This is a genomic window from Geothrix mesophila, assembly GCF_022808835.1.
Classification (GTDB): domain Bacteria; phylum Acidobacteriota; class Holophagae; order Holophagales; family Holophagaceae; genus Geothrix; species Geothrix paludis.
In genome coordinates this window covers 1,436,299-1,453,852 of the sequence record NZ_JAKZLD010000001.1, presented here as the reverse complement: position 1 = coordinate 1,453,852, position 17,554 = coordinate 1,436,299, and the positions used below count along the sequence as shown (strand labels likewise).

16 protein-coding genes are annotated in these 17,554 nt (G+C 69.1%); 6 read left to right on the top strand and 10 right to left on the bottom strand.

Translation table 11 applies throughout. The features are described from left to right. Window positions 1-230 precede the first annotated feature (230 nt). The 3 genes from MLG87_RS06585 to MLG87_RS06575 form a co-directional block, all read right to left on the bottom strand. Window positions 231-455 (bottom strand): excisionase family DNA-binding protein, encoded by a 225-nt coding sequence (locus MLG87_RS06585; protein ID WP_243294391.1) that lies wholly within the window; start codon window positions 453-455, stop codon window positions 231-233. A gap of 421 nt (window positions 456-876) precedes the next feature. Next, window positions 877-2,244 carry a tyrosine-type recombinase/integrase gene (locus tag MLG87_RS06580; RefSeq protein WP_243294390.1) on the bottom strand — a complete coding sequence of 456 codons (1,368 nt, stop codon included), beginning with the start codon at window positions 2,242-2,244 and terminating at the stop codon, window positions 877-879. 510 nt (window positions 2,245-2,754) lie between these two features. Continuing rightward, window positions 2,755-3,504, bottom strand: a complete 750-nt coding sequence (locus MLG87_RS06575) for a cytidylate kinase-like family protein (RefSeq protein ID WP_243294389.1) — start codon at window positions 3,502-3,504, stop codon at window positions 2,755-2,757. 168 nt (window positions 3,505-3,672) lie between these two features. Between MLG87_RS06575 and MLG87_RS06570 the strand changes: the two genes are divergently transcribed. Continuing rightward, entirely contained in the window at window positions 3,673-4,749 is a 1,077-nt protein-coding gene (locus MLG87_RS06570; RefSeq protein WP_243294388.1) for a VanZ family protein, read from the top strand. Here MLG87_RS06570 and yihA read toward each other — a convergent pair. Continuing rightward, window positions 4,738-5,325 carry a ribosome biogenesis GTP-binding protein YihA/YsxC gene (gene yihA, locus MLG87_RS06565; protein ID WP_243294387.1) on the bottom strand — a complete coding sequence of 196 codons (588 nt, stop codon included), beginning with the start codon at window positions 5,323-5,325 and terminating at the stop codon, window positions 4,738-4,740. The two genes, MLG87_RS06570 and yihA, sit on opposite strands and share 12 nt — an antisense overlap. An 88-nt stretch (window positions 5,326-5,413) precedes the next feature. After that, the gene (gene ftsE, locus MLG87_RS06560; RefSeq protein ID WP_243294386.1) at window positions 5,414-6,100 is read right to left on the bottom strand and encodes a cell division ATP-binding protein FtsE; all 687 of its coding nucleotides are present in this window, start codon (window positions 6,098-6,100) and stop codon (window positions 5,414-5,416) included. A 171-nt stretch (window positions 6,101-6,271) separates the two neighbouring features. Here ftsE and purU point away from each other — a divergent pair, with 171 nt between their 5' ends. Continuing rightward, window positions 6,272-7,126, top strand: coding sequence for a formyltetrahydrofolate deformylase (gene purU / locus MLG87_RS06555; RefSeq protein WP_243294385.1), 855 nt, complete (start codon window positions 6,272-6,274; stop codon window positions 7,124-7,126). Window positions 7,127-7,134: 8 nt separating this feature from the next. Here purU and MLG87_RS06550 read toward each other — a convergent pair whose 3' ends face one another. The 5 genes from MLG87_RS06550 to zwf all read right to left on the bottom strand — a co-directional run bounded on the left by MLG87_RS06550 (window position 7,135) and on the right by zwf (window position 12,273). Further along, window positions 7,135-8,307: a thiolase family protein gene (locus tag MLG87_RS06550; RefSeq protein ID WP_243294384.1), complete on the bottom strand. Its 1,173-nt coding sequence runs from the start codon at window positions 8,305-8,307 to the stop codon at window positions 7,135-7,137. 73 nt (window positions 8,308-8,380) lie between these two features. Further along, on the bottom strand, window positions 8,381-9,223 hold the full coding sequence (locus MLG87_RS06545; RefSeq protein WP_243294383.1) for an SHOCT domain-containing protein: 843 nt from the start codon (window positions 9,221-9,223) through the stop codon (window positions 8,381-8,383). A 60-nt stretch (window positions 9,224-9,283) separates the two neighbouring features. Further along, window positions 9,284-10,126, bottom strand: a complete 843-nt coding sequence (locus MLG87_RS06540) for an SIS domain-containing protein (RefSeq protein WP_243294382.1) — start codon at window positions 10,124-10,126, stop codon at window positions 9,284-9,286. Beyond that, on the bottom strand, window positions 10,123-10,812 hold the full coding sequence (pgl, locus tag MLG87_RS06535) for a 6-phosphogluconolactonase (protein WP_243294381.1): 690 nt from the start codon (window positions 10,810-10,812) through the stop codon (window positions 10,123-10,125). Before pgl ends, MLG87_RS06540 begins: the two co-directional genes overlap by 4 nt. Further along, on the bottom strand, window positions 10,813-12,273 hold the full coding sequence (gene zwf / locus MLG87_RS06530; protein ID WP_243294380.1) for a glucose-6-phosphate dehydrogenase: 1,461 nt from the start codon (window positions 12,271-12,273) through the stop codon (window positions 10,813-10,815). A 108-nt stretch (window positions 12,274-12,381) separates the two neighbouring features. Here zwf and edd point away from each other — a divergent pair, with 108 nt between their 5' ends. Genes edd through MLG87_RS06510 form a run of 4 tightly spaced genes read left to right on the top strand, consistent with a single transcriptional unit; the run spans window position 12,382 to window position 17,403 of the window. Further along, window positions 12,382-14,214 carry a phosphogluconate dehydratase gene (gene edd / locus MLG87_RS06525; RefSeq protein ID WP_243294379.1) on the top strand — a complete coding sequence of 611 codons (1,833 nt, stop codon included), beginning with the start codon at window positions 12,382-12,384 and terminating at the stop codon, window positions 14,212-14,214. Beyond that, window positions 14,211-14,837: a bifunctional 4-hydroxy-2-oxoglutarate aldolase/2-dehydro-3-deoxy-phosphogluconate aldolase gene (locus tag MLG87_RS06520; protein ID WP_243294378.1), complete on the top strand. Its 627-nt coding sequence runs from the start codon at window positions 14,211-14,213 to the stop codon at window positions 14,835-14,837. The genes edd and MLG87_RS06520 overlap by 4 nt, the downstream gene beginning before the upstream one ends. 22 nt (window positions 14,838-14,859) lie before the next feature. Then, window positions 14,860-15,858, top strand: a complete 999-nt coding sequence (gene gap, locus MLG87_RS06515; protein ID WP_243294377.1) for a type I glyceraldehyde-3-phosphate dehydrogenase — start codon at window positions 14,860-14,862, stop codon at window positions 15,856-15,858. Between the two features lie 60 nt (window positions 15,859-15,918). Beyond that, window positions 15,919-17,403 (top strand): AGE family epimerase/isomerase, encoded by a 1,485-nt coding sequence (locus tag MLG87_RS06510; RefSeq protein WP_243294376.1) that lies wholly within the window; start codon window positions 15,919-15,921, stop codon window positions 17,401-17,403. Window positions 17,404-17,554: the final 151 nt, after the last annotated feature.

Here is a 17,554-nt window from a genome sequence, read left to right as displayed (position 1 = left end):
CACCTGCGGGCCGTCCGCACTTGTGCCTTGGACTTGGTGCTGATGGTTCTGCGACGCTTCGCCGAAAGATCGGCGACAGGTCACCGGTTCATCTGGAGAAGTTCTGAAGTTTTCCGACGCAGATAAAAAGGGGAATAGGGGCCATAACGTTGAGCATCAAAGGCCCTGCGGATCCTCGCCCAGTTTCCGGGGGGCCCCCTGACACAGCCTTGGAAAGGGTGTGCGCCGCGTCAGGCGACACGGCCCACCCCTTGCCCCTCTTCGATCAGGCTCTTGATGGCCGCGATGGGGATCAACCGACGGCGGCCCAGCTTGACGCTTGCCAACCGGCCCTGCTTGATGAGGGCATACACGAAAGTCCGGCCGATCCCAAGCTGCTGGGCAGCGGCTTCGATGCTGAAACAGGTCGCCAAAGCAGGCGCGATGTCGGGTTGTATCGAGAGTGATGAGTTCATGCGTCGTTCTCCTAGAACACAGGCGATGGCCTGTGTATTCATGCGAACGCACTTCTCTGTTTTTGTTTATTCCCCTGGGGGAAAAAATGCGTAGCCTGAATTTCGCGCATTCTGTGTTGGAGACTTGAACCATGTCTTCCAGCGTTCCCCCCAGCATTCCCCTTGCACTAAGTCACGCCTACTTCGCCAAATTCCACCGCCCCATCCCGCAATTCATCTCTCAGGGTGATGACCTGGGCCGGCGAATTCACGCAGAGGCCATCAAGGCCCTAGCTGGGGAGCGAGGCTCCTTGGACCCGGAAGAATTTGCGGTTGAATGCCCGCCTGGAGCCGAACTTTAAGCCGGTGATGTGAGCCCCACATTCGGGCACAAATATGGGCGGCCCGAGAGGACACACCATGGAGCCGCCTTCGTGCAGCTTCAACCGCGCTTGATCTTCAATTCGGCCACCGGAGCCACCGCGAGGCCGAACTTGGGTGCCAAGGTCTCCAGTGCGCGTGTAAGGTCGGACGGGGCCAGGTGCGCGTAATGTTTCTCCAACATTCGTGTATCTGCATGCCCGGTGAGCTGGGCCACGTAGGCCAGTGGCATCCCCGCGGCCACCAAGGCACTGGCGTAGCTGTGCCGAAGCTGGTGGAAGCCCATCTTCGGCAATGAAGCCGCCTCGCAAGCATCGTGCATCCGCCGCGTCTGCTCGGCCGGTCCCCAGGCCAGGGGATCCACGCCGCCGGCCCTTGTGCGCCGCTCAACCTGGTCGCGCTGAAATAAGGTTTCCACGGGCTTCCTGCCCGCCGTGAGGGATCTGAAGTATTCCTTCCCCTCCTCGGTCAGCATCGCTCGTCGGGGCTTCCCCCCCTTCGCCTCGCGCACCAATACGGTGCCGCCGAGGCTGTCGAAATCCCCCACCACCATCCTCGTCAATTCCCCGTACCGGCACCCGGTCAACAGCGCCCCTGTCACCAGCCGCTTGAAGTCGGGTTCTCGGATCGAGTTCAGAAGCCGCTGCTGCTCTTCCGGGGTCAAGTAGCTTTGCCGCGCCTCATCCACGGCCTGGAACGGCCTGACGCTCCGCCAAGCATCATCAGGGCAGTGAACGAGGCCACGGCTTTTCGCATAGGTCAGGGCCGCCTTCAGCGTAGATAGAACGCGGTTGGCCGTGGCCTTTCGCGCACGCTTTTCATCTGCGGTCTTCGGGGTTTTTGGGGCAGGCTTCAAATACTTCTGTGGTTTCCTGGGTTTCGCAGGTAGTGGGCGCTTGCGTTGCTTAATTAATCGCGGGGATGCGGCAAGCTCGTTCTTCCACTTGTCGAGCCGGAGGCGGGTCAACTTTTCGACCTCCACCCCACCAAGGGCGGGGAGGATGTGGTGTTCCGTCCTCTTGCGGGCATCGGCAGCGGACTTCTTCCCTTCCTGATCCATGTGGTCGAGATATGCCTCCATCGCATGAGCCACCGTGAAGGGGCCGCGATGAACCCGCTCTCCCGCGGCCTCGGCCATGGCCTGGGCGAACCATTCCCGGGCCTTGGCCTGCGCCTGGGCATAGTTGAGAATCGTTCGACCATCGGCATCGGCGTGGTCATCGGCTGTGCCCAGGGCCTTCTTCTGTTTGGCCCGGGTCTCGGGAAGGTAGATTCTCGCCCGCCAGGTTCCCGATGCCCCGCCCTCCGGCTTGAAGTAGCCCAAGGCCTGATTTGGTGCGATGGAAACCCAATGCGGTTCATGCTGGGCGGCCAGCTTTCGGCGGGCCTCTCGGCGATCCAGTTTCGGGCTTCGCATGGTTCTGGCCATCACTTCACTCCGGGGGGAAACCAGGGGGAAAATATGTTCCCGAACTCGCCCGAACTCAAGTGAATGCAAATATCGAACCATTGCAGTGTTTTCAAATACTTCTGTGTTCACGGAAGATCGCTCATGTCCGTGAATTCGTATTTTCAACCCCTCTCACAGCGTAAACAGGGGTTCGATTCCCCTTGGGACTACCAAACGGCCCGGCGCAAGCCGGGCCTTCTTCTTGTCCCAAGGGGAATCGAAGTCACGGATGGCGAAGCCCAGCCGGGTGGCGAGGGAGATGGCAAAGGCCGTCTTCCGAGCCGGGCCCCCGGCGGGCTGAGCATCATGTCCAAGTTGTCTCTGCCTAGCCGCGCCAGCCGCCCGCAGTCGCCCCTCCCCGGCGCTATCCTGAAGGCATGGCCGCCTCTGTTCCCATTCCCCCGCCGGCGCCCAAGGCCGCGCGCCCCGCCTGCTCCTGGACCTGCCTGGGCCACTGCCCGACCTGCCAGGCCCGGGCCATGGAAGGGGTCAGCTCCGGATCACCAGGCCCACGCGCATCGGGTCGTGCCTGAAGTAGTCCGGATCGGGCCAGCCGCCGACCACGATCCGCCGACAGGCCTGGGCGATGGTCTCCACGCTCTGGCGCTCGTTGTTGAACACGGCGTCGTACCAGCGGGAGGACGTGACGTCCGCGTGGAGGCATTCACTGATGAACTTCTCCCGCAGCTTCGACTGCTTCCGGACCAGTTTCTCGGCCTCCGCCAGGGGGATGTCCAGGCGGCGGGCGATGGTCGAGATCCGGAAATCGAAGCCGGCCTCCAGGCGGAAATGGAAGCAGTTCTTCAGGTCCTGGCAGGCCACGGCTCCGCCCCGGCCGACGATGATGGCGCTACCGACCATGGCGATCTGGACGAGGTGCTTCACCACCTTGGCGTAGGCGTCATCGTGGGTGAGGTGGCCGAAGTGGGTCCGGAGGACATCCTGCGCGTGGCTCTCGTCCCCCAGATGGCCCAGGAGCTGGCGGGACAGGTTCTCATCCGAGGCCACCTGGTCCACCAGCGCCTTGTCGAACAGGTTCCAGGGCTGGCCGGAGGCCTCCTCCAGCAGCACCTTGAGCCGCTGGCCCAGCGCATAGCCCTCGCACCCGTACTGCCTGGAGATGGTCACGGACGGATGAGCCTGGGGCCGATGGGCCTGCTCGAAGCGCTCCCGGAGGCGCATCCAGCCGGCTTCGCGCTGCTCGATGCTGGGAATAAGGGAATCGAAGCTCTTGGGCATGGAACCTCCGGCTTCTGAGCGGCCAGATCCGGGGCCTACGCCCGGAAGGTACGGCCTCCACGGGCGGTGGCAAGGTCCCCGCGCGCTGATATTTCGGGGATCGCCCGGTTCCAGAGCCGCCTGGGCGGGCCGGCTCGCATCTCCCCATCGCCTGTGGTTCGATGGATCATGCGCTTCCGTGGATATTGGCTCCTTCCCCTGGCTTTGGCCGGAACGATCTTCTGGCTGAGTGCGCAGGGGCACTACCCGGGTGGGATCGAGCTGCCCTCGCCCCTGGACAAGGCCGCCCATGCCTCGGTGTACGCGCTGCTGGCCCTGGCCTTGGACCGGACGCTGCGCCACACTGCCACCGGCCTGCCCCTCTACCGTCGGCACCTGTGGATCCTGGCCGCCGTCGCCCTCTACGGCGCCTCCGATGAGCTGCACCAGTTCTTCGTCCCCGGCCGCTCCTGCGAGTTCGGCGACTGGCTGGCGGACTGTTTCGGTGGGGGCCTGGGCCTGACCGTGGGCTCCCTCCACCTCCTGTTCACCCGGCGCCTGGGAGCCCTCTCCTGGCGCCGCGGCACGCCGCGCAGGTCGGACCCCGCCCGGGATCTCATCCTCGTCGCAGACCCCCACTGGAACGCCACGCTCACCGGCCTGGAGGCGGCCACCGCAGCCCATCCGGAGGCCGACTGGCTGCTCCTCGGCGATGTCTTCGACGTGTGGGTGGGCTTTCCGGGCATGGAAACGGAGGCGCAACGGACCTTCCTCGCCTGGGTGGACGCCCGCCGCGCCTCGGGTCGCTGGGTGGGTCTGTGGATGGGGAACCGCGAGTACTTCCTGGACCGCCACGCCGCGCGCTTCAACCTCATGGGCGAGGGCATCGGCGGGGCGCTGGAGGACGAGTTCCTGGCCTGGGAGCACGGTGACCTCATCAACACCGCGGACCGCCAGTACCGCCTGTGGAACCTGGTGTCCCGCTCCGGAGCCCTGTGGCTGGTGTTCCGCCTGATGCCCGCGGGCACGGCCCGGAAGGTGTCCGCCTGGATGGAGCGGAAGCTCCGCACCACCAACGCCGCCTACAAGCTCACCTTCCCCCGCGAGGCCTTCCGCGCCACCGCCCAGGCCCACCCCGGCGCCACCTTCCTGACCGGCCACTTCCACACCCACGAGGTCGAAGCCAACGGCATCGCCCTGCCCTGGGCGCACGAGGGGCGGTTCATGGTGTGGCGGGGCGGGAAGGTCGAACCGCTAGAGTTCTAGCAGGTCCGCCACCTCGCGCCGCAGCTCGGGAATGCCCGTGCCCTTGCCAGCGCTCACCCAGGCGATGTCCCCGGCATGCAGGCCCAGGTCCGCGGCCACGTCCTTGCGCTGTTTCAGGGCCCTGCTGGGCTTCACCTGGTCGGCCTTGGTGGCTACGACGCGGAGGGGCAGGCCCTCGGCGCGGAGCCACTCGATCATCTGGTGGTCCAGCTTCGTGGGGCCCACCTCGGCGTCCACCAGCACGAAGACCATGCGCAGCGTGGCCCGGCCCGTGAGGTAGCCCTCGATCATCTTCTGCCAGGTGGCCCGCTCGGCGGCGGGGCCGGTGGCGAAGCCGTAGCCCGGCAGGTCCACGATCCAGCGGTCAGGCCCCGTGAGGAACACGTTGATGAGCCGCGTGCGTCCTGGCGTCTTGGATACCCGCGCCAGCTGCTTCTGGTTGGCCAGGGCGTTCAGCAGCGAGGACTTCCCCACGTTGCTGCGCCCCACAAAGGCCACCTCCGCGTGGCATACCCCCAGCGTCCGCGCGTCGGAGGCGGAGGTGACGAAACGGGCATCGGTGAGGGGCTGGGCCATGGGACCTCGGGTGGCTACGACGAAGGTCGAGGCAAATTCAAGATTAGCGCCCTTCCAGGCCGTCCGCAGTCTGGAGTCCGGACTGCCCCTACACCGTCACCAGGCTCGTGGGCGCCGGCTGGTCGAAGGCGATGCGCCCGTGGTCGAGGCCGATGACGCGCTTCCTCATGCGCTGGATGAGGCTGCGGTCGTGGGTGGCCACGACGACGGTGGTGCCCTGGCCGTTGATGCGCTCGAAGAGGGCCATGATCTCCTGGGCGAGGTCGGGGTCCAGGTTGCCCGTGGGCTCGTCCGCCAGCAGCACCAGGGGGTCGTTCACCAGGGCCCGGGCGATGGCCACGCGCTGCTGCTCGCCACCGGAGAGCTGGAGCGGATAGCTGCTGAGCTTGTGCTGGAGGCCCACCATTTTGAGGGCCCGGAAGGTGCGCTGCTTCTGCTCCGCGGCGCTGACGCCCAGCACCCGCAGGACGAAGGCCACGTTCTCGAAGATGGTGCGGGTCCGGATGAGCTTGAAGTCCTGGAACACCACACCCAGCTTCCGGCGCAGCAGGGGGATCTCCTTCTCGGGCATGGCGGACAGGCGGTGTCCCGCCAGCTGGATCTCGCCGCTGCTGGGCACCTGCTCGCGGAAGAGCAGCTTCAGCAGCGTGGACTTCCCCGCGCCGCTGGGCCCCGTGAGGAACACGAACTCGCCTGAATCGATGGCGAAGCTCACATCCGAGAGGGCGGTGTGGATGCGGTCGTACTGCTTGCCGACGTGGGTGAGGGTGATCATAGAAAAAAAGTAACCGCGAAAAACGCGAAAACACGCAAAAGAAGAGGTTTTCATTTTCGCGCTTTTTGGCGCGTTTCGCGGTTCCAGTCTTTCGATCCTCTCCACCAGCATGGCCACGTCCCGGCCACCCGATTTGCTTGCGGCCCGGGCAGCCCTGGAGTGAAATCACCTATGTCCAACCCCACGGCCATCTTCCTCATCTCCTGCCCGGACCAGAAAGGCATCGTGGCGCGGCTGGCCGGCTTCGTGTACCAGCACGGCGGCAACATCGTCGACTCGGACCACCACTCGGACCTCCAGGCCGGGCGCTTCCTGGGCCGCATCGAGCTGGAGGTCGAAGGTCTGGACCTGGATCGCGCCGGGCTCCGGAAGGGGTTCGCGGACATCGCCGATCCCATGGGCGGCCACTGGGAACTCCACTTCTCGGACGTGGTCCCCCGGATCGCCATCTGGTGCAGCAAGCAGGAACACTGCCTCCTGGACCTCCTCTGGCGCCACCAGGCCGGCGAGCTGGGGGCGGAGATCGCCCTGGTGCTCAGCAACCACGCCACGCTGAAGCGCCATGTGGAGCCGCTGGGCATCCCCTTCCACGTGGTCCCCATCACCGGTGAGACCCGGGAGGCCGCCGAGGCCCGGGAGCTGGCCCTGCTGCGTTCCGAGGGCGTGGACCTGGTGATCCTCGCCAAGTACATGCAGGTCCTCAGCCCTGCCTTCCTGGAGGCCTTCCCGTCGGTCATCAACATCCACCACAGCTTCCTGCCTGCCTTCGCCGGGGCCCAGCCCTACCACCAGGCCCACGCCCGGGGCGTGAAGCTCATCGGCGCCACGGCCCACTACGTCACGCCGGACCTCGACTCGGGCCCGATCATCGACCAGGACGTGGTGCGCGTCAGCCACCGGGATACCGTCGAGGACCTGGTCCGCAAGGGCCGGGACATGGAGCGCCTGGCCCTCTCGCGGGCCGTGCGCCTCCACCTCCAGCACCGGGTGTTGACCTACGGGAACAAGACGGTGGTGTTCGAGTAGCTCTCGGCCTACAACCGCTCCACCAGCATGGCCACGCCCTGGCCGCCGCCGACGCAGAGGGCGGCGAGGCCGAGCTTCTTGTTCTCGTCCTGGAGCAGGTGGAGGAGGGTGACGAGGATCCGGGTGCCGCTGGCCCCAATGGGGTGGCCGATGGCGATGGCGCCGCCGCGGCGGTTGACTTTGGCGGGGTCGATCTCCGGCAGCTCGGCCAGCACACCCAGGCTCTGGGCGGCGAAGGCTTCGTTCAGCTCGAAGAGGTCGATGTCCGTCAGCTTCACGCCGGTCTTCGCCAGCAGCTTCTGGATGGCGGGCACGGGGCCCAGGCCCATGGTGGCGGGATCCACGCCGGCCTGGGCGAAGCCGAGGATGCGGGCGATGGGCCGGTGGGCCTTGGCGGCGGCCTCGGAGGCCAGCACCAGGGCGCCGGCGCCATCGTTGATGCCACTGGCGTTGCCGGCGGTCACGGTGCCGTCCTTCTTGAAGGCCGGCTTGAGCTTGGCCAGGCCCTCGGCGGAGGCGTCGGCCTTGATGTACTCGTCGCGGTTGAAGAGGACATCGCCCTTCTTGCCCGCCAGAGTGACGGTGAACACCTCGCGGTCGAAGGCCCCCGCGGTCTGGGCGGCGGCGGCCTTCTGCTGGCTGGCGAGGGAGAAGGCATCCTGGGCCTCGCGGGTGATGCCGTGCTTGGCGGCCACGTTCTCGGCGGTGATGCCCATGTGGGTGTCGCCGTGGCCACACCAGAGGCCGTCCTGGATCATGCTGTCGATGAGCTGGGCGTTGCCCATGCGCGCGCCCCAACGGGCGGCGGGCAGCAGGTAGGGCGCGTTGGACATGCTTTCCGTGCCGCCGGCCACCACCAGGTCCGCGTCGCCCATGGCGATGGACTGGGCGCCCAGGGCGATGGCCTTGAGGCCCGAGCCGCACACCTGGTTCGGCGTGTGGGCGGGGGTCGAGAAGGGCAGGCCCGCCTTGAGGGCGGCGAGGCGGGCGACATTCTGGCCGCTGCCGGCCTGGAGGACGTTGCCCATCACCACGTCGCCCACGGCCTCCGGCGCCACGCCGGCCCGCTTCAGGGCCTCCGTGATGGCGAGGGCGCCCATCTGCACAGCATTCAGCGGCTTCAGGCCGCCCCCGAAGGAACCGACGGCGGTGCGGGTCGCAGACAGGATGTAGGTGGACATGGCGGACTCCGGAGGATCCCCACAGGGTATCGCGAAGCCGCGCCCGCCAGGACCCGGCGGTCTCCGGGCGGCCTCAGAGCGTCTTCAGGATGGCCTGGCGCTTCTCCTGGTATTCGGCCTCGGAGATCAGGTTCTCATCCCGCAGGCGCTTCAGGGCCTTGAGGCGCTGGTACTGGAGGTCGTAGAAATCCTGATCCGGCTTCGGGGCCGCGGGCACGGCCGCCTGAGGAGACGATGCCGCCGATCCGGGTGCCAGCAGCGAGGCGGGTGCGGGTGTGGGCGCGGGTGCCAGTGCGGTGGCCGCTGGCGTCACCGCGAGGGGGATGGCCAGCCAGTCGGACCGGAGGTTCGTGGCGCCCTCGGCCTTGAGGGACACGGCGGTGCCCGCCGTCCGCGACCCGTAGGCGAAGGTGGGCAGCGTGCGGTCCGCGGAATAGCGGTCCATGAAGTCGAGCCGGGCATCGTGGACGATCAGGTTGAGGGCCCCCGCCTTCACGAAGAGCCGCGCCGTCACGGCCAGGGCGGGATCCATGAAGTGCCCGCCCCGCCGCTGGGTGCTCAGCAGGACCAGATCCTCCGACGGCCGGGCGGCGGCGAAGGCCTCCTCCAGGGCCTTGGCGAGCGCGGCGGCCTCCTTGGGCTCGAAGAGGGGCGTGTCGGCCCCGTCCACCTGCGCCATCACGGCGCCCAGGGCCTTCTGGAGCACGGCCTGGGAGACCTGGGCCGGATGGCCGTTGGCGGCGACTCCCACCTCGGCCGGAACCCGGTTCACCCAGGTGAAGTTGGCCAGCTTCCACTGGGTCCGTCCCGGGTCGGCCGCCCGGACGGACAGGCCCGGGAGCAGGGCCGCCATCAGCACCAGCATCAGCACCGGCCTCAACATCGGCGCCCGCATCACTTCGCTCCTGTGTCGCATGCTTCCCCCTTGGTGGTGTGCGGTCGGATCCGTCCCGGAAGCATAGCCCGAAGTCCCGCCCTACCGGGGTTCCCGGGTGGCCTGGAGGGACGCCTTGGCGGCTTCCATCCGCGTGATGGCCGCGGGGCCCTTGCGCAGGGCCAGGGCCACGGTGAGCACGTCGATGATGGCCAGGTGGACGAGCCGGGCCACCATGGGCGCGTAGACCTCGGGGTTCTCCTGAACGTCCGCGGGCAGCAGCAGGTCTGCGGCCTCCGCCAGGGGCGTGCCCGAGCGCGTGAGGGCGATGACCGTGGCGCCGGATTTCCGCGCCAGGGCGACGACCTCCAGCAGGTTCCGGGTGCGCCCCGAGTTGGAGATGGCCAGCACCACCGCGTCGGCGGGCAGCAGGGCCGCGGCCACGCGCTGCATCTGGGAATCCGTGCAGGCCACCGTGGGCGTCCCCATGCGGAACAGCTTCATCTGGGCGTCCTGGGCGGTGACGGCGGAGTTGCCCAGGCCATAGCACTCGATGCGGCTGGCCCGGTCGAGGGCCTCCACGGCCCGGGCGAGCCGCTCCGGCCGCAGGGCGTCGCGTCCCCTCGCCAGGCCCGCCAGCGCGCTATCGAAGACCTTCGAGATCAGGCGGTCCATGCCGTCGCCGGCCGCCAGGCGGTCGTGGACGAAGGGGATGCCGGCGCCCAGATCGCCCGCCAGCTTCAGCTTGAAGCCGGGCAGGCCCGGGAACCTGAGGCGGCGGCAGAACCGGATGACCGTGGGCTGGCTCACGTCGGCCAGGGCGGCGATCCGCGAGATGGGGGCGGAGACCACCTCCACCGGGTGGTGGAGCACCAGGTCCGCCACGCGCCGTTCCGAGGGCGGCAGCTCCGGCAGGAGGGCCTGGATGCGGGTCAGGAGGCTCATGGCGCCCAGCATACCGAGACCGGCACCGCAGTCTGGCGCAGGATGGCCCGCACGGGCAGATCCTCCACCGGCCCGTCCTCCAGCGCCCGCTCCAGCACACGGCGCTTGGCCGGACCTGAGATCATCAGCACGAGGTCGCGGGCGTCCAGCAGGGCGCGCAGGGAGAGGCTGAGGCGCGGGTGGGGCGCGTGGGGGGGATGCACGGCCAGCGCCGCGGCTTCCGTGGTCAGGCCCTCGTCCAGCTCCGCGGCCCCCGGGAACAGCGAGGCGATGTGCCCGTCTTCGCCCATGCCGAGGATCACCCGGCTGAACGGCCGGGGCAGCTCCGCGAGCGCGGCGCAGACAGCAGGGGCGCCCTGCTCCGGCCCGGCGTCCCCCGTGAACAGGGGCACGAACCCCGCCGCGGCCGCACGGCTCTGCAGGAGGTGGTCCCGCACCAGGGCCTCGTTGCTATCGGGATGATCCGCCGGCACCCACCGCTCGTCGGCCAGCGTGACCGTCACGCGCTCCCAGGGCAGCGCCAGCCGGGACAGCGCCTGGAAGAGGGGCACGGGACTGCGGCCTCCGGAGACCACGAGCACCGTTCGATCCTCGTGCGCAAGATCCTCCTTGAGACGCCGCGCGACGTCCTGGGCCAGGGCCGCGGTGAGCGAGGCCTGGTCGGCATGCTCGCGTAGGGAGAACACCTAGTCCTCCTCGGACCAGGCCAGGCCGTCCCGCGAGAGCAGGGCGCTGGAGGCCGCGGGGCCCCAGCTTCCGGCGGTGTAGGACTTGGGCCGGTCCTCGCTGGCGGCCCAGCTGTCGAGGATGGGCTCCACCCAGCGCCAAGCCGCCTCCTGCTCGTCGCGGCGCACGAAGAGCGTGAGGCGTCCGCGGATGGCGTCCAGCAGCAGCCGCTCGTAGGCCTCCAGGCGCCGCGCGCGGAAGGACTCGGCGAAGTCGAGGTTGAGGTTCACCGGATGGAGGGCCATGGCGTCGCCGGGCTGCTTGGCCACCAGGTAGAGGCGCATGCTCTCGTCCGGCTGCATGCGGATGACGAGGCGGTTGGCCCGGGTGCCGTGGGCGGCCTCGCCGAAGATGAAGTGGGGCACCTGGCGGAAGTTGATGACGATCTCCGCCAGCTTCTCGGGCATGCGCTTGCCGGTGCGGAGGAAGAAGGGCACGCCGGCCCAGCGCCAGGTGTCGATCTCCGCCTTCGCGGCCACGAAGGTCTCCGTGCGGCTCTCCGGGGCCACGCCCGGCTCCTCCACGTAGCCGGCCACGGGCCGCCCCCCCACGGCGCCGGCCTTGTACTGGCCCCGCACGGTCTTCGCGGCCACGTCCTGGGGCGTGAAGGCGCGCAGGGAGCGCAGCACCTTGAGCTTCTCGTCGCGCACCGCGTCGGGATCGCTGGCCGTGGGCGGCTCCATGGCCACGATGCAGAGCAGCTGGAGCAGGTGGTTCTGCAGCATGTCCCGCAGGGCGCCGGTGCCCTCGTAGAAGTCGCCCCGGCCCTCCACGCCCAGCTGCTCGGCCACGGTGATCTGCACGTCCTGCACCCACTCCCGGCGCCAGAGCGGCTCGAAGAGCACGTTGGCGAAGCGCAGGGCCAGCAGGTTCTGCACCGGTTCCTTGCCCAGGTAGTGGTCGATGCGGAAGATCTGGCGTTCCGTGAAGTGCCGTCCCACCGCGTCGTTGATCTCCCGCGACGACTCCAGGTCGTGGCCCAGGGGTTTCTCCACCACCACACGCGAATGCGCCGTGATGAGGCCCGCCCCGCCCAGGTGGGCGGAGATGGCCGCGAAGAAGTCCGGCGAGGTGGAGTAGTAGAAGACGCGGATGCGGTCGGGATGCTGACCCAGCGCCGCGCCCAGCGGCCCGTAGCTGTCCTCGGACTGGACGTCCATGGGGAAGTAGCTGATGCGCTCCGCGAAGGAGGCCCAGGTGACGGTGTCGTAGTCCGCGCCCAGGAAGGGCTTGCAGCTCGTCTCGGCCAACTCCAGGAAGGCCTCCCGGGTGAGCGACCGGCGCGCCGCGGCGAGGATCCGGGAACCCGGGCTCACGGTTCCCGCCTTCACCTGCTGGTAGAGCGCGGGCAGCAGCTTGCGCATGGCCAGGTCGCCGGTCCCGCCGAACAGCACCATGTCGAAATCGGGCAGGGTTCTCATGGGATCTCCGGATGTAGAAATACTACGACTTTTTTTATGCAACCGGTTACAAAAAGTAATAATGTTACATACACCCGGTCCACCGGGACTCCGGGAAGGAACCTCCCCATGGCCCTGAACGCCCACGTTTCCGCCCTCACGGACCGCATCCGACAGCGCAGCCACGCGGGCCGGGAGGCCTACCTGGCCCAGCTCCGGGAGACCGGGGCGGCCCGTCCGCACCGCTGCGACGTCTCCTGCGCCAACTTGGCCCACACCTTCGCCGCCGCCGGCGCCGACAAAGCCGCGCTGAAGGAGGGCCGCGAACCGAACCTGGGCATCGTCACCGCCTACAACGACATGCTCTCGGCCCACCAGCCGCTGGGGGCCTTCCCCGCCTGGATCAAGGAGGCCGCCCGCGAGGCCGGCGCCACGGCCCAGGTGGCCGGCGGCGTGCCGGCCATGTGCGACGGCATCACCCAGGGCCAGCCGGGCATGGAGCTGTCCCTCTTCTCCCGGGACGTCATCGCCATGGCCACGGCGGTGGCGCTCTCCCACAACGTCTTCGACGCGGCCCTCTGCCTGGGCGTCTGCGACAAGATCGTGCCGGGCCTGCTCATCGGGGCCCTCCAGTTCGGGCACCTGCCCGTGGTCTTCGTGCCCGGCGGCCCCATGCCCAGCGGCCTCTCCAACGAGGAGAAGGCCAGAGTCCGCCAGCGGTACAACGCCGGCCAAGCCACCCGAGAGGAGCTGCTGGCCGCCGAGGGCGCCGCCTACTGGGCGCCCGGCACCTGCACCTTCTACGGCACCGCCAACAGCAACCAGATGCTCATGGAAGTGATGGGACTGCACCTTCCGGGCGCCTCCTTCGTGCCCACGGGCACGCCCCTGCGGGAGGCGCTCACGCGCCGCGCCGCCGCCCGCGCCGCCGCCCTGGTGGAAGGCGGCGCCGAGTACACGCCCCTGGGCCTGGTGATCGACGAGCGCGCCATCGTGAACGGCATGGTGGGTCTGCTGGCCACGGGCGGCTCCACCAACCACACCCTGCACCTGGTGGCCATCGCCCGGGCCGCGGGCATCGTCATCGACTGGAGCGACTTCGACGAACTCTCCGCCCACGTGCCCCTCCTGGTGCGGGCCTACCCCAACGGCCAGGCGGACGTGAACGCCTTCCACCGCGCCGGAGGCATGGGCTTCCTCATCCGGGAGCTGCTGGACGCGGGCCTGCTGCACGGCGACGTGCTGACCGTGGCGGGGCCGGGCCTGCGGCCCTACACCCAGGCTCCGGCCCTGGAGGCCGGCGAGCTGGTCTGGCGGGACGCCCCAGCGGAGAGCGGCGACGAGTCCGTGCTGCGCCCCATGGCGCGGCCCTTCGATCCCAACGGCGGCCTGCGCCTGCTCACGGGCAACCTGGGGCGCTCCGTCATCAAGGTCTCGGCTGTGAAGCCCGGGCATCGCCGCGTGGTGGCGCCTGCCCGGGTCTTCGACAGCCAGGAGGCCCTGCAGGCCGCCTACAAAGCCGGGAGCCTCACCGGCGACCTCGTGGCCGTGGTGCGCTTCCAGGGCCCCCGGGCCAACGGCATGCCTGAGCTGCACCAGCTCACCCCGACTCTGGCCAACCTCCAGGACCAGGGCTTCCACGTGGCCCTGGTCACCGACGGCCGCATGTCGGGCGCCTCGGGCAAGGTGCCCGCGGCCATCCACCTCTCCCCCGAGGCCCTGGCCGGTGGCCCCTTGGCGAAGCTGCGCGACGGCGACCTCATCGAGCTGGACGCCGAGCGGGGCCTGCTGGAGGTGAAGGTGGACCCGGCCGACTGGGCCGCACGCCCCTTGGCCGCCCTGCCCGCGCGCCACGACCACGGTACGGGCCGCGAGCTGTTCGGGCTCTTCCGGGCCCACGCCACCGAGGCCGAGGCCGGGGCCACCTCCTTCGGCGAGGCCTTCGACCGGAGCCGGCCATGAGCGCCTCCCTCGAGACCATCCTCCGCGCCGCGCCGGTGATGCCGGTCATCGCCCTGGACCGCCTGGACCAGGCCCTGCCCCTGGCCGCGGCCCTGCTGGAGGGTGGCATCCCCACCCTGGAGGTCACCCTGCGCACCCCCGTGGCACTGGAGGCCATCCGGCAGATCCGCCGGGCCTTCCCCCAGGCCCACGTGGGCGCCGGCACCGTGACCACGCCTGAGGCCCTGCGACAGGTGGCGGACGCGGGCGCGGCCTTCGCCGTAAGCCCCGGCCTCACCCGCCCCTTGCTGGAGGCGGCCGCCGGCTCGGGCCTGCCCCTGCTGCCGGGCGTCATGACGCCCACGGAGGTGATGGCCGCCATGGATGCGGGCTTCCGCTTCCTCAAGCTCTTCCCCGCCGAGCCGGCGGGCGGCATCCCCATGCTCAAGGCCCTGGCCGGCCCCTTCCGCGACCTCGCCTTCTGCCCCACCGGCGGCATCAACCCCGCCACTGCCGCCGCCTACCTGGCCCAGCCCAACGTGGTCTGCGTGGGCGGCTCCTGGCTCGCCCCGAAAACCCTCATGGACGCCGGCGACTGGGCCGCCGTCACCCGGCTGGCCCGCGAGGCCGCGGCGCTCCGCTGACCCCTTCACTCAGGAGCTTTTCATGACCCTCAAGATCGGCATCAATGGATTCGGCCGCATCGGCCGCATGGTGTTCCGCGCCGCCGCGCAGGACTTCCCGGACCTGGAGGTGGTGGCTATCAACGATCTGCTGGAGCCCGACTACCTCGGCTACCTGCTGCGCTATGACTCGGTGCACGGCCGCTTCCGGGGCAAGATCTCCCTCGAGGACGGACACCTGGTGGTGGACGGCCGGAAGATCCGCCTCACCGCCGAGAAGGACCCGGCGGCCCTGCGCTGGAACGAGGCGGGTGTGGACATCGTGGTGGAGGCCACCGGCCTCTTCCTCACAGAGGAGCTGGCCTCGAAGCACCTGGCCGCCGGGGCCAAGAAGGTGGTGCTCTCCGCGCCCAGCAAGGACGCCACGCCCATGTTCGTCTACGGCGTGAACCACGACACCTACGCCGGACAGGCCATCGTCTCCAACGCCTCCTGCACCACCAACTGCCTGGCGCCCCTGGCCAAGGTGCTGAACGACACCTTCGGCATCAAGCGCGGCCTCATGACCACCGTGCATGCCGCCACCGCCTCCCAGCGCACCGTGGACGGCCTCAGCCACCGCGACTGGCGCGGGGGCCGGGGCATCCTGGAAAACATCATCCCCAGCAGCACCGGCGCGGCGAAGGCCGTGGGCAAGGTGATCCCCGAGCTGAACAAGAAGCTCACGGGCGTGTCCTTCCGCGTGCCCACCTCGGATGTCTCCGTGGTGGACCTCACCGCTGAGCTGAAGACGGAGACCACGTACGAGGCCATCTGCGCCGCCATGAAGGCCGCCTCCGAGGGCCCCATGAAGGGGATCCTGGGCTACACGGACCGGAAGGTGGTCTCCACGGACTTCCGCGGCGAGAGCTGCACCTGCGTCTTCGACGCCGACGCCGGCATGGCCCTGGACGGCACCTTCGTCAAGCTCGTGGCCTGGTACGACAACGAGTGGGGCTACTCCAGCAAGCTCCTGGAGATGGTGCGGGTCATCACGAAGTAGGCGTAGGGTCCGGGCCGCCGGATCACCGCTATCCTGGTCCGGTTCCCCGGCGGAGTTCCCATGTCCAAGCCCCTCGTGCTGTTCGCGAGCCTCCTGCTCCTCGCCCCCGGGCTCCCGGCCCGGGCGCAGCTGGCCCCGGTGTCCCAGGTCCAAGTTCAGGTCCCGGCCGACCTGCCCACAGGCGAGCGCTGGCTGCGGCACTTCCGCGAGGACCTGCTGCCCTTCTGGAACCTGCCGGATGCCTGGGGCTCGCCCCGGGGCGACTTCCCCACCTTCCGCGGCAACGACGGCAAGGTGGTCGACTGGGCCAAGCCACCCGCCGAGCTGGCGGACGCGCCGGGCTGGATCAAGGCCGAGTTCGGCCGCGAGTACGTCCGCATGAAATCGCGCCAGACCTATTTCTACGGCGCGGCCTACCACCTGACCGGCGACCCGAAGATGCTGGAGCTGGCCCGGGAAGGCGTGGCCTTCATCCGGTCGAAGGCGCTGGATCCCGCCACCGGCAGCGCCGTCTCCTGGTTCGAGAAGGGCGAGCCGAAGCCCGAGGTGCTGGCCCGCACCAGCCAGGACCTGGCATACGCGGAGCTGGGCATGGCGATGTACTGGTACCTCACCCGTGACGAGGCCGTGCTGGCGGACATCCGGCGGCTCAAGGAGCACATCTTCTCCCAGTACTGGAACCCGGACTGGCAGGCCTTGCGCTGGGTGGTGAAGGAGGACGCCGACAAGGATCAGCTCCGCCAGGAGCTGGTGGCCCAGCTGGACCAGGTGAACGCCTACCTGCTGCTGGTCACGCCCTTGCTGCCTCCCAGGGAGCGCCGGGCCTGGACCGCCGACCTGAAGCGCCTCGCAACGGTCATGGTGAAGGACTACCACGACGCCGACCGCCACCTGTTCTGGGGCACCATCGACGACCCCGCCCAGAAGCGGCTGGGATCCCGCCACACGGACTTCGGCCACACGGCCAAGGCCTACTGGATGCTGGAGCGCATCGGCCGACTCACCCACGACCAGGCCCTGATCGACCTCGCCACCGCCGGCGCCCAGGCCGTGCTGAAGCAGGCCTACCTGCCGGATTCCGGAACCTGGGGCTCGCGCCTCGGCCGCGATGGCAGCGTGGACTCGGGCAAGGAATGGTGGATCTACGCGGAGCTGGACCAGCTGGCTGAGACCCTGGCCCTGCGGGACCCCGCCCAGGCGGCACCCCTGCCCCGCACCGCGGACTTCTGGTTCCGCCGCATGGTGGACCCTGTGAGCCACGAGGTCTGGGGTGGCGCGGGAGGGCCTGATTTCGAGCCCTGGGAGGGCCCCAAGATCCACCAGTGGAAGAGCGGCTACCACTCCGCCGAGCACGCCCTGGTGGGCTACCTCACGGCCCAGGCCCTCCACCACCAGCCCGCGGTCCTCTACTTCGCCCCCAAGGATCCGAAGGCGGTCCTGCGACCCTACTTCTTCGACGGGCGCCTGGCGAAGCGCACCAGCCATCCCCTGCCCGGCTTTCCCGGGCGCCGGAAGGTGGAGGCCGCCTTCGTCGAGTTGAAGTAGCGCTCTCTCGAACCTGGGAAGGGGAAGGCAAGAAAGGTAAGCCTACCCACCACCAACGCGCCAAGACCACCAAGAACCGCGAAAGACGCGAATCGCCCTGCGGGCGCGCGAACGGCGAACAATCTTCCTTCCGCCTCCACGCGCGGGGCGG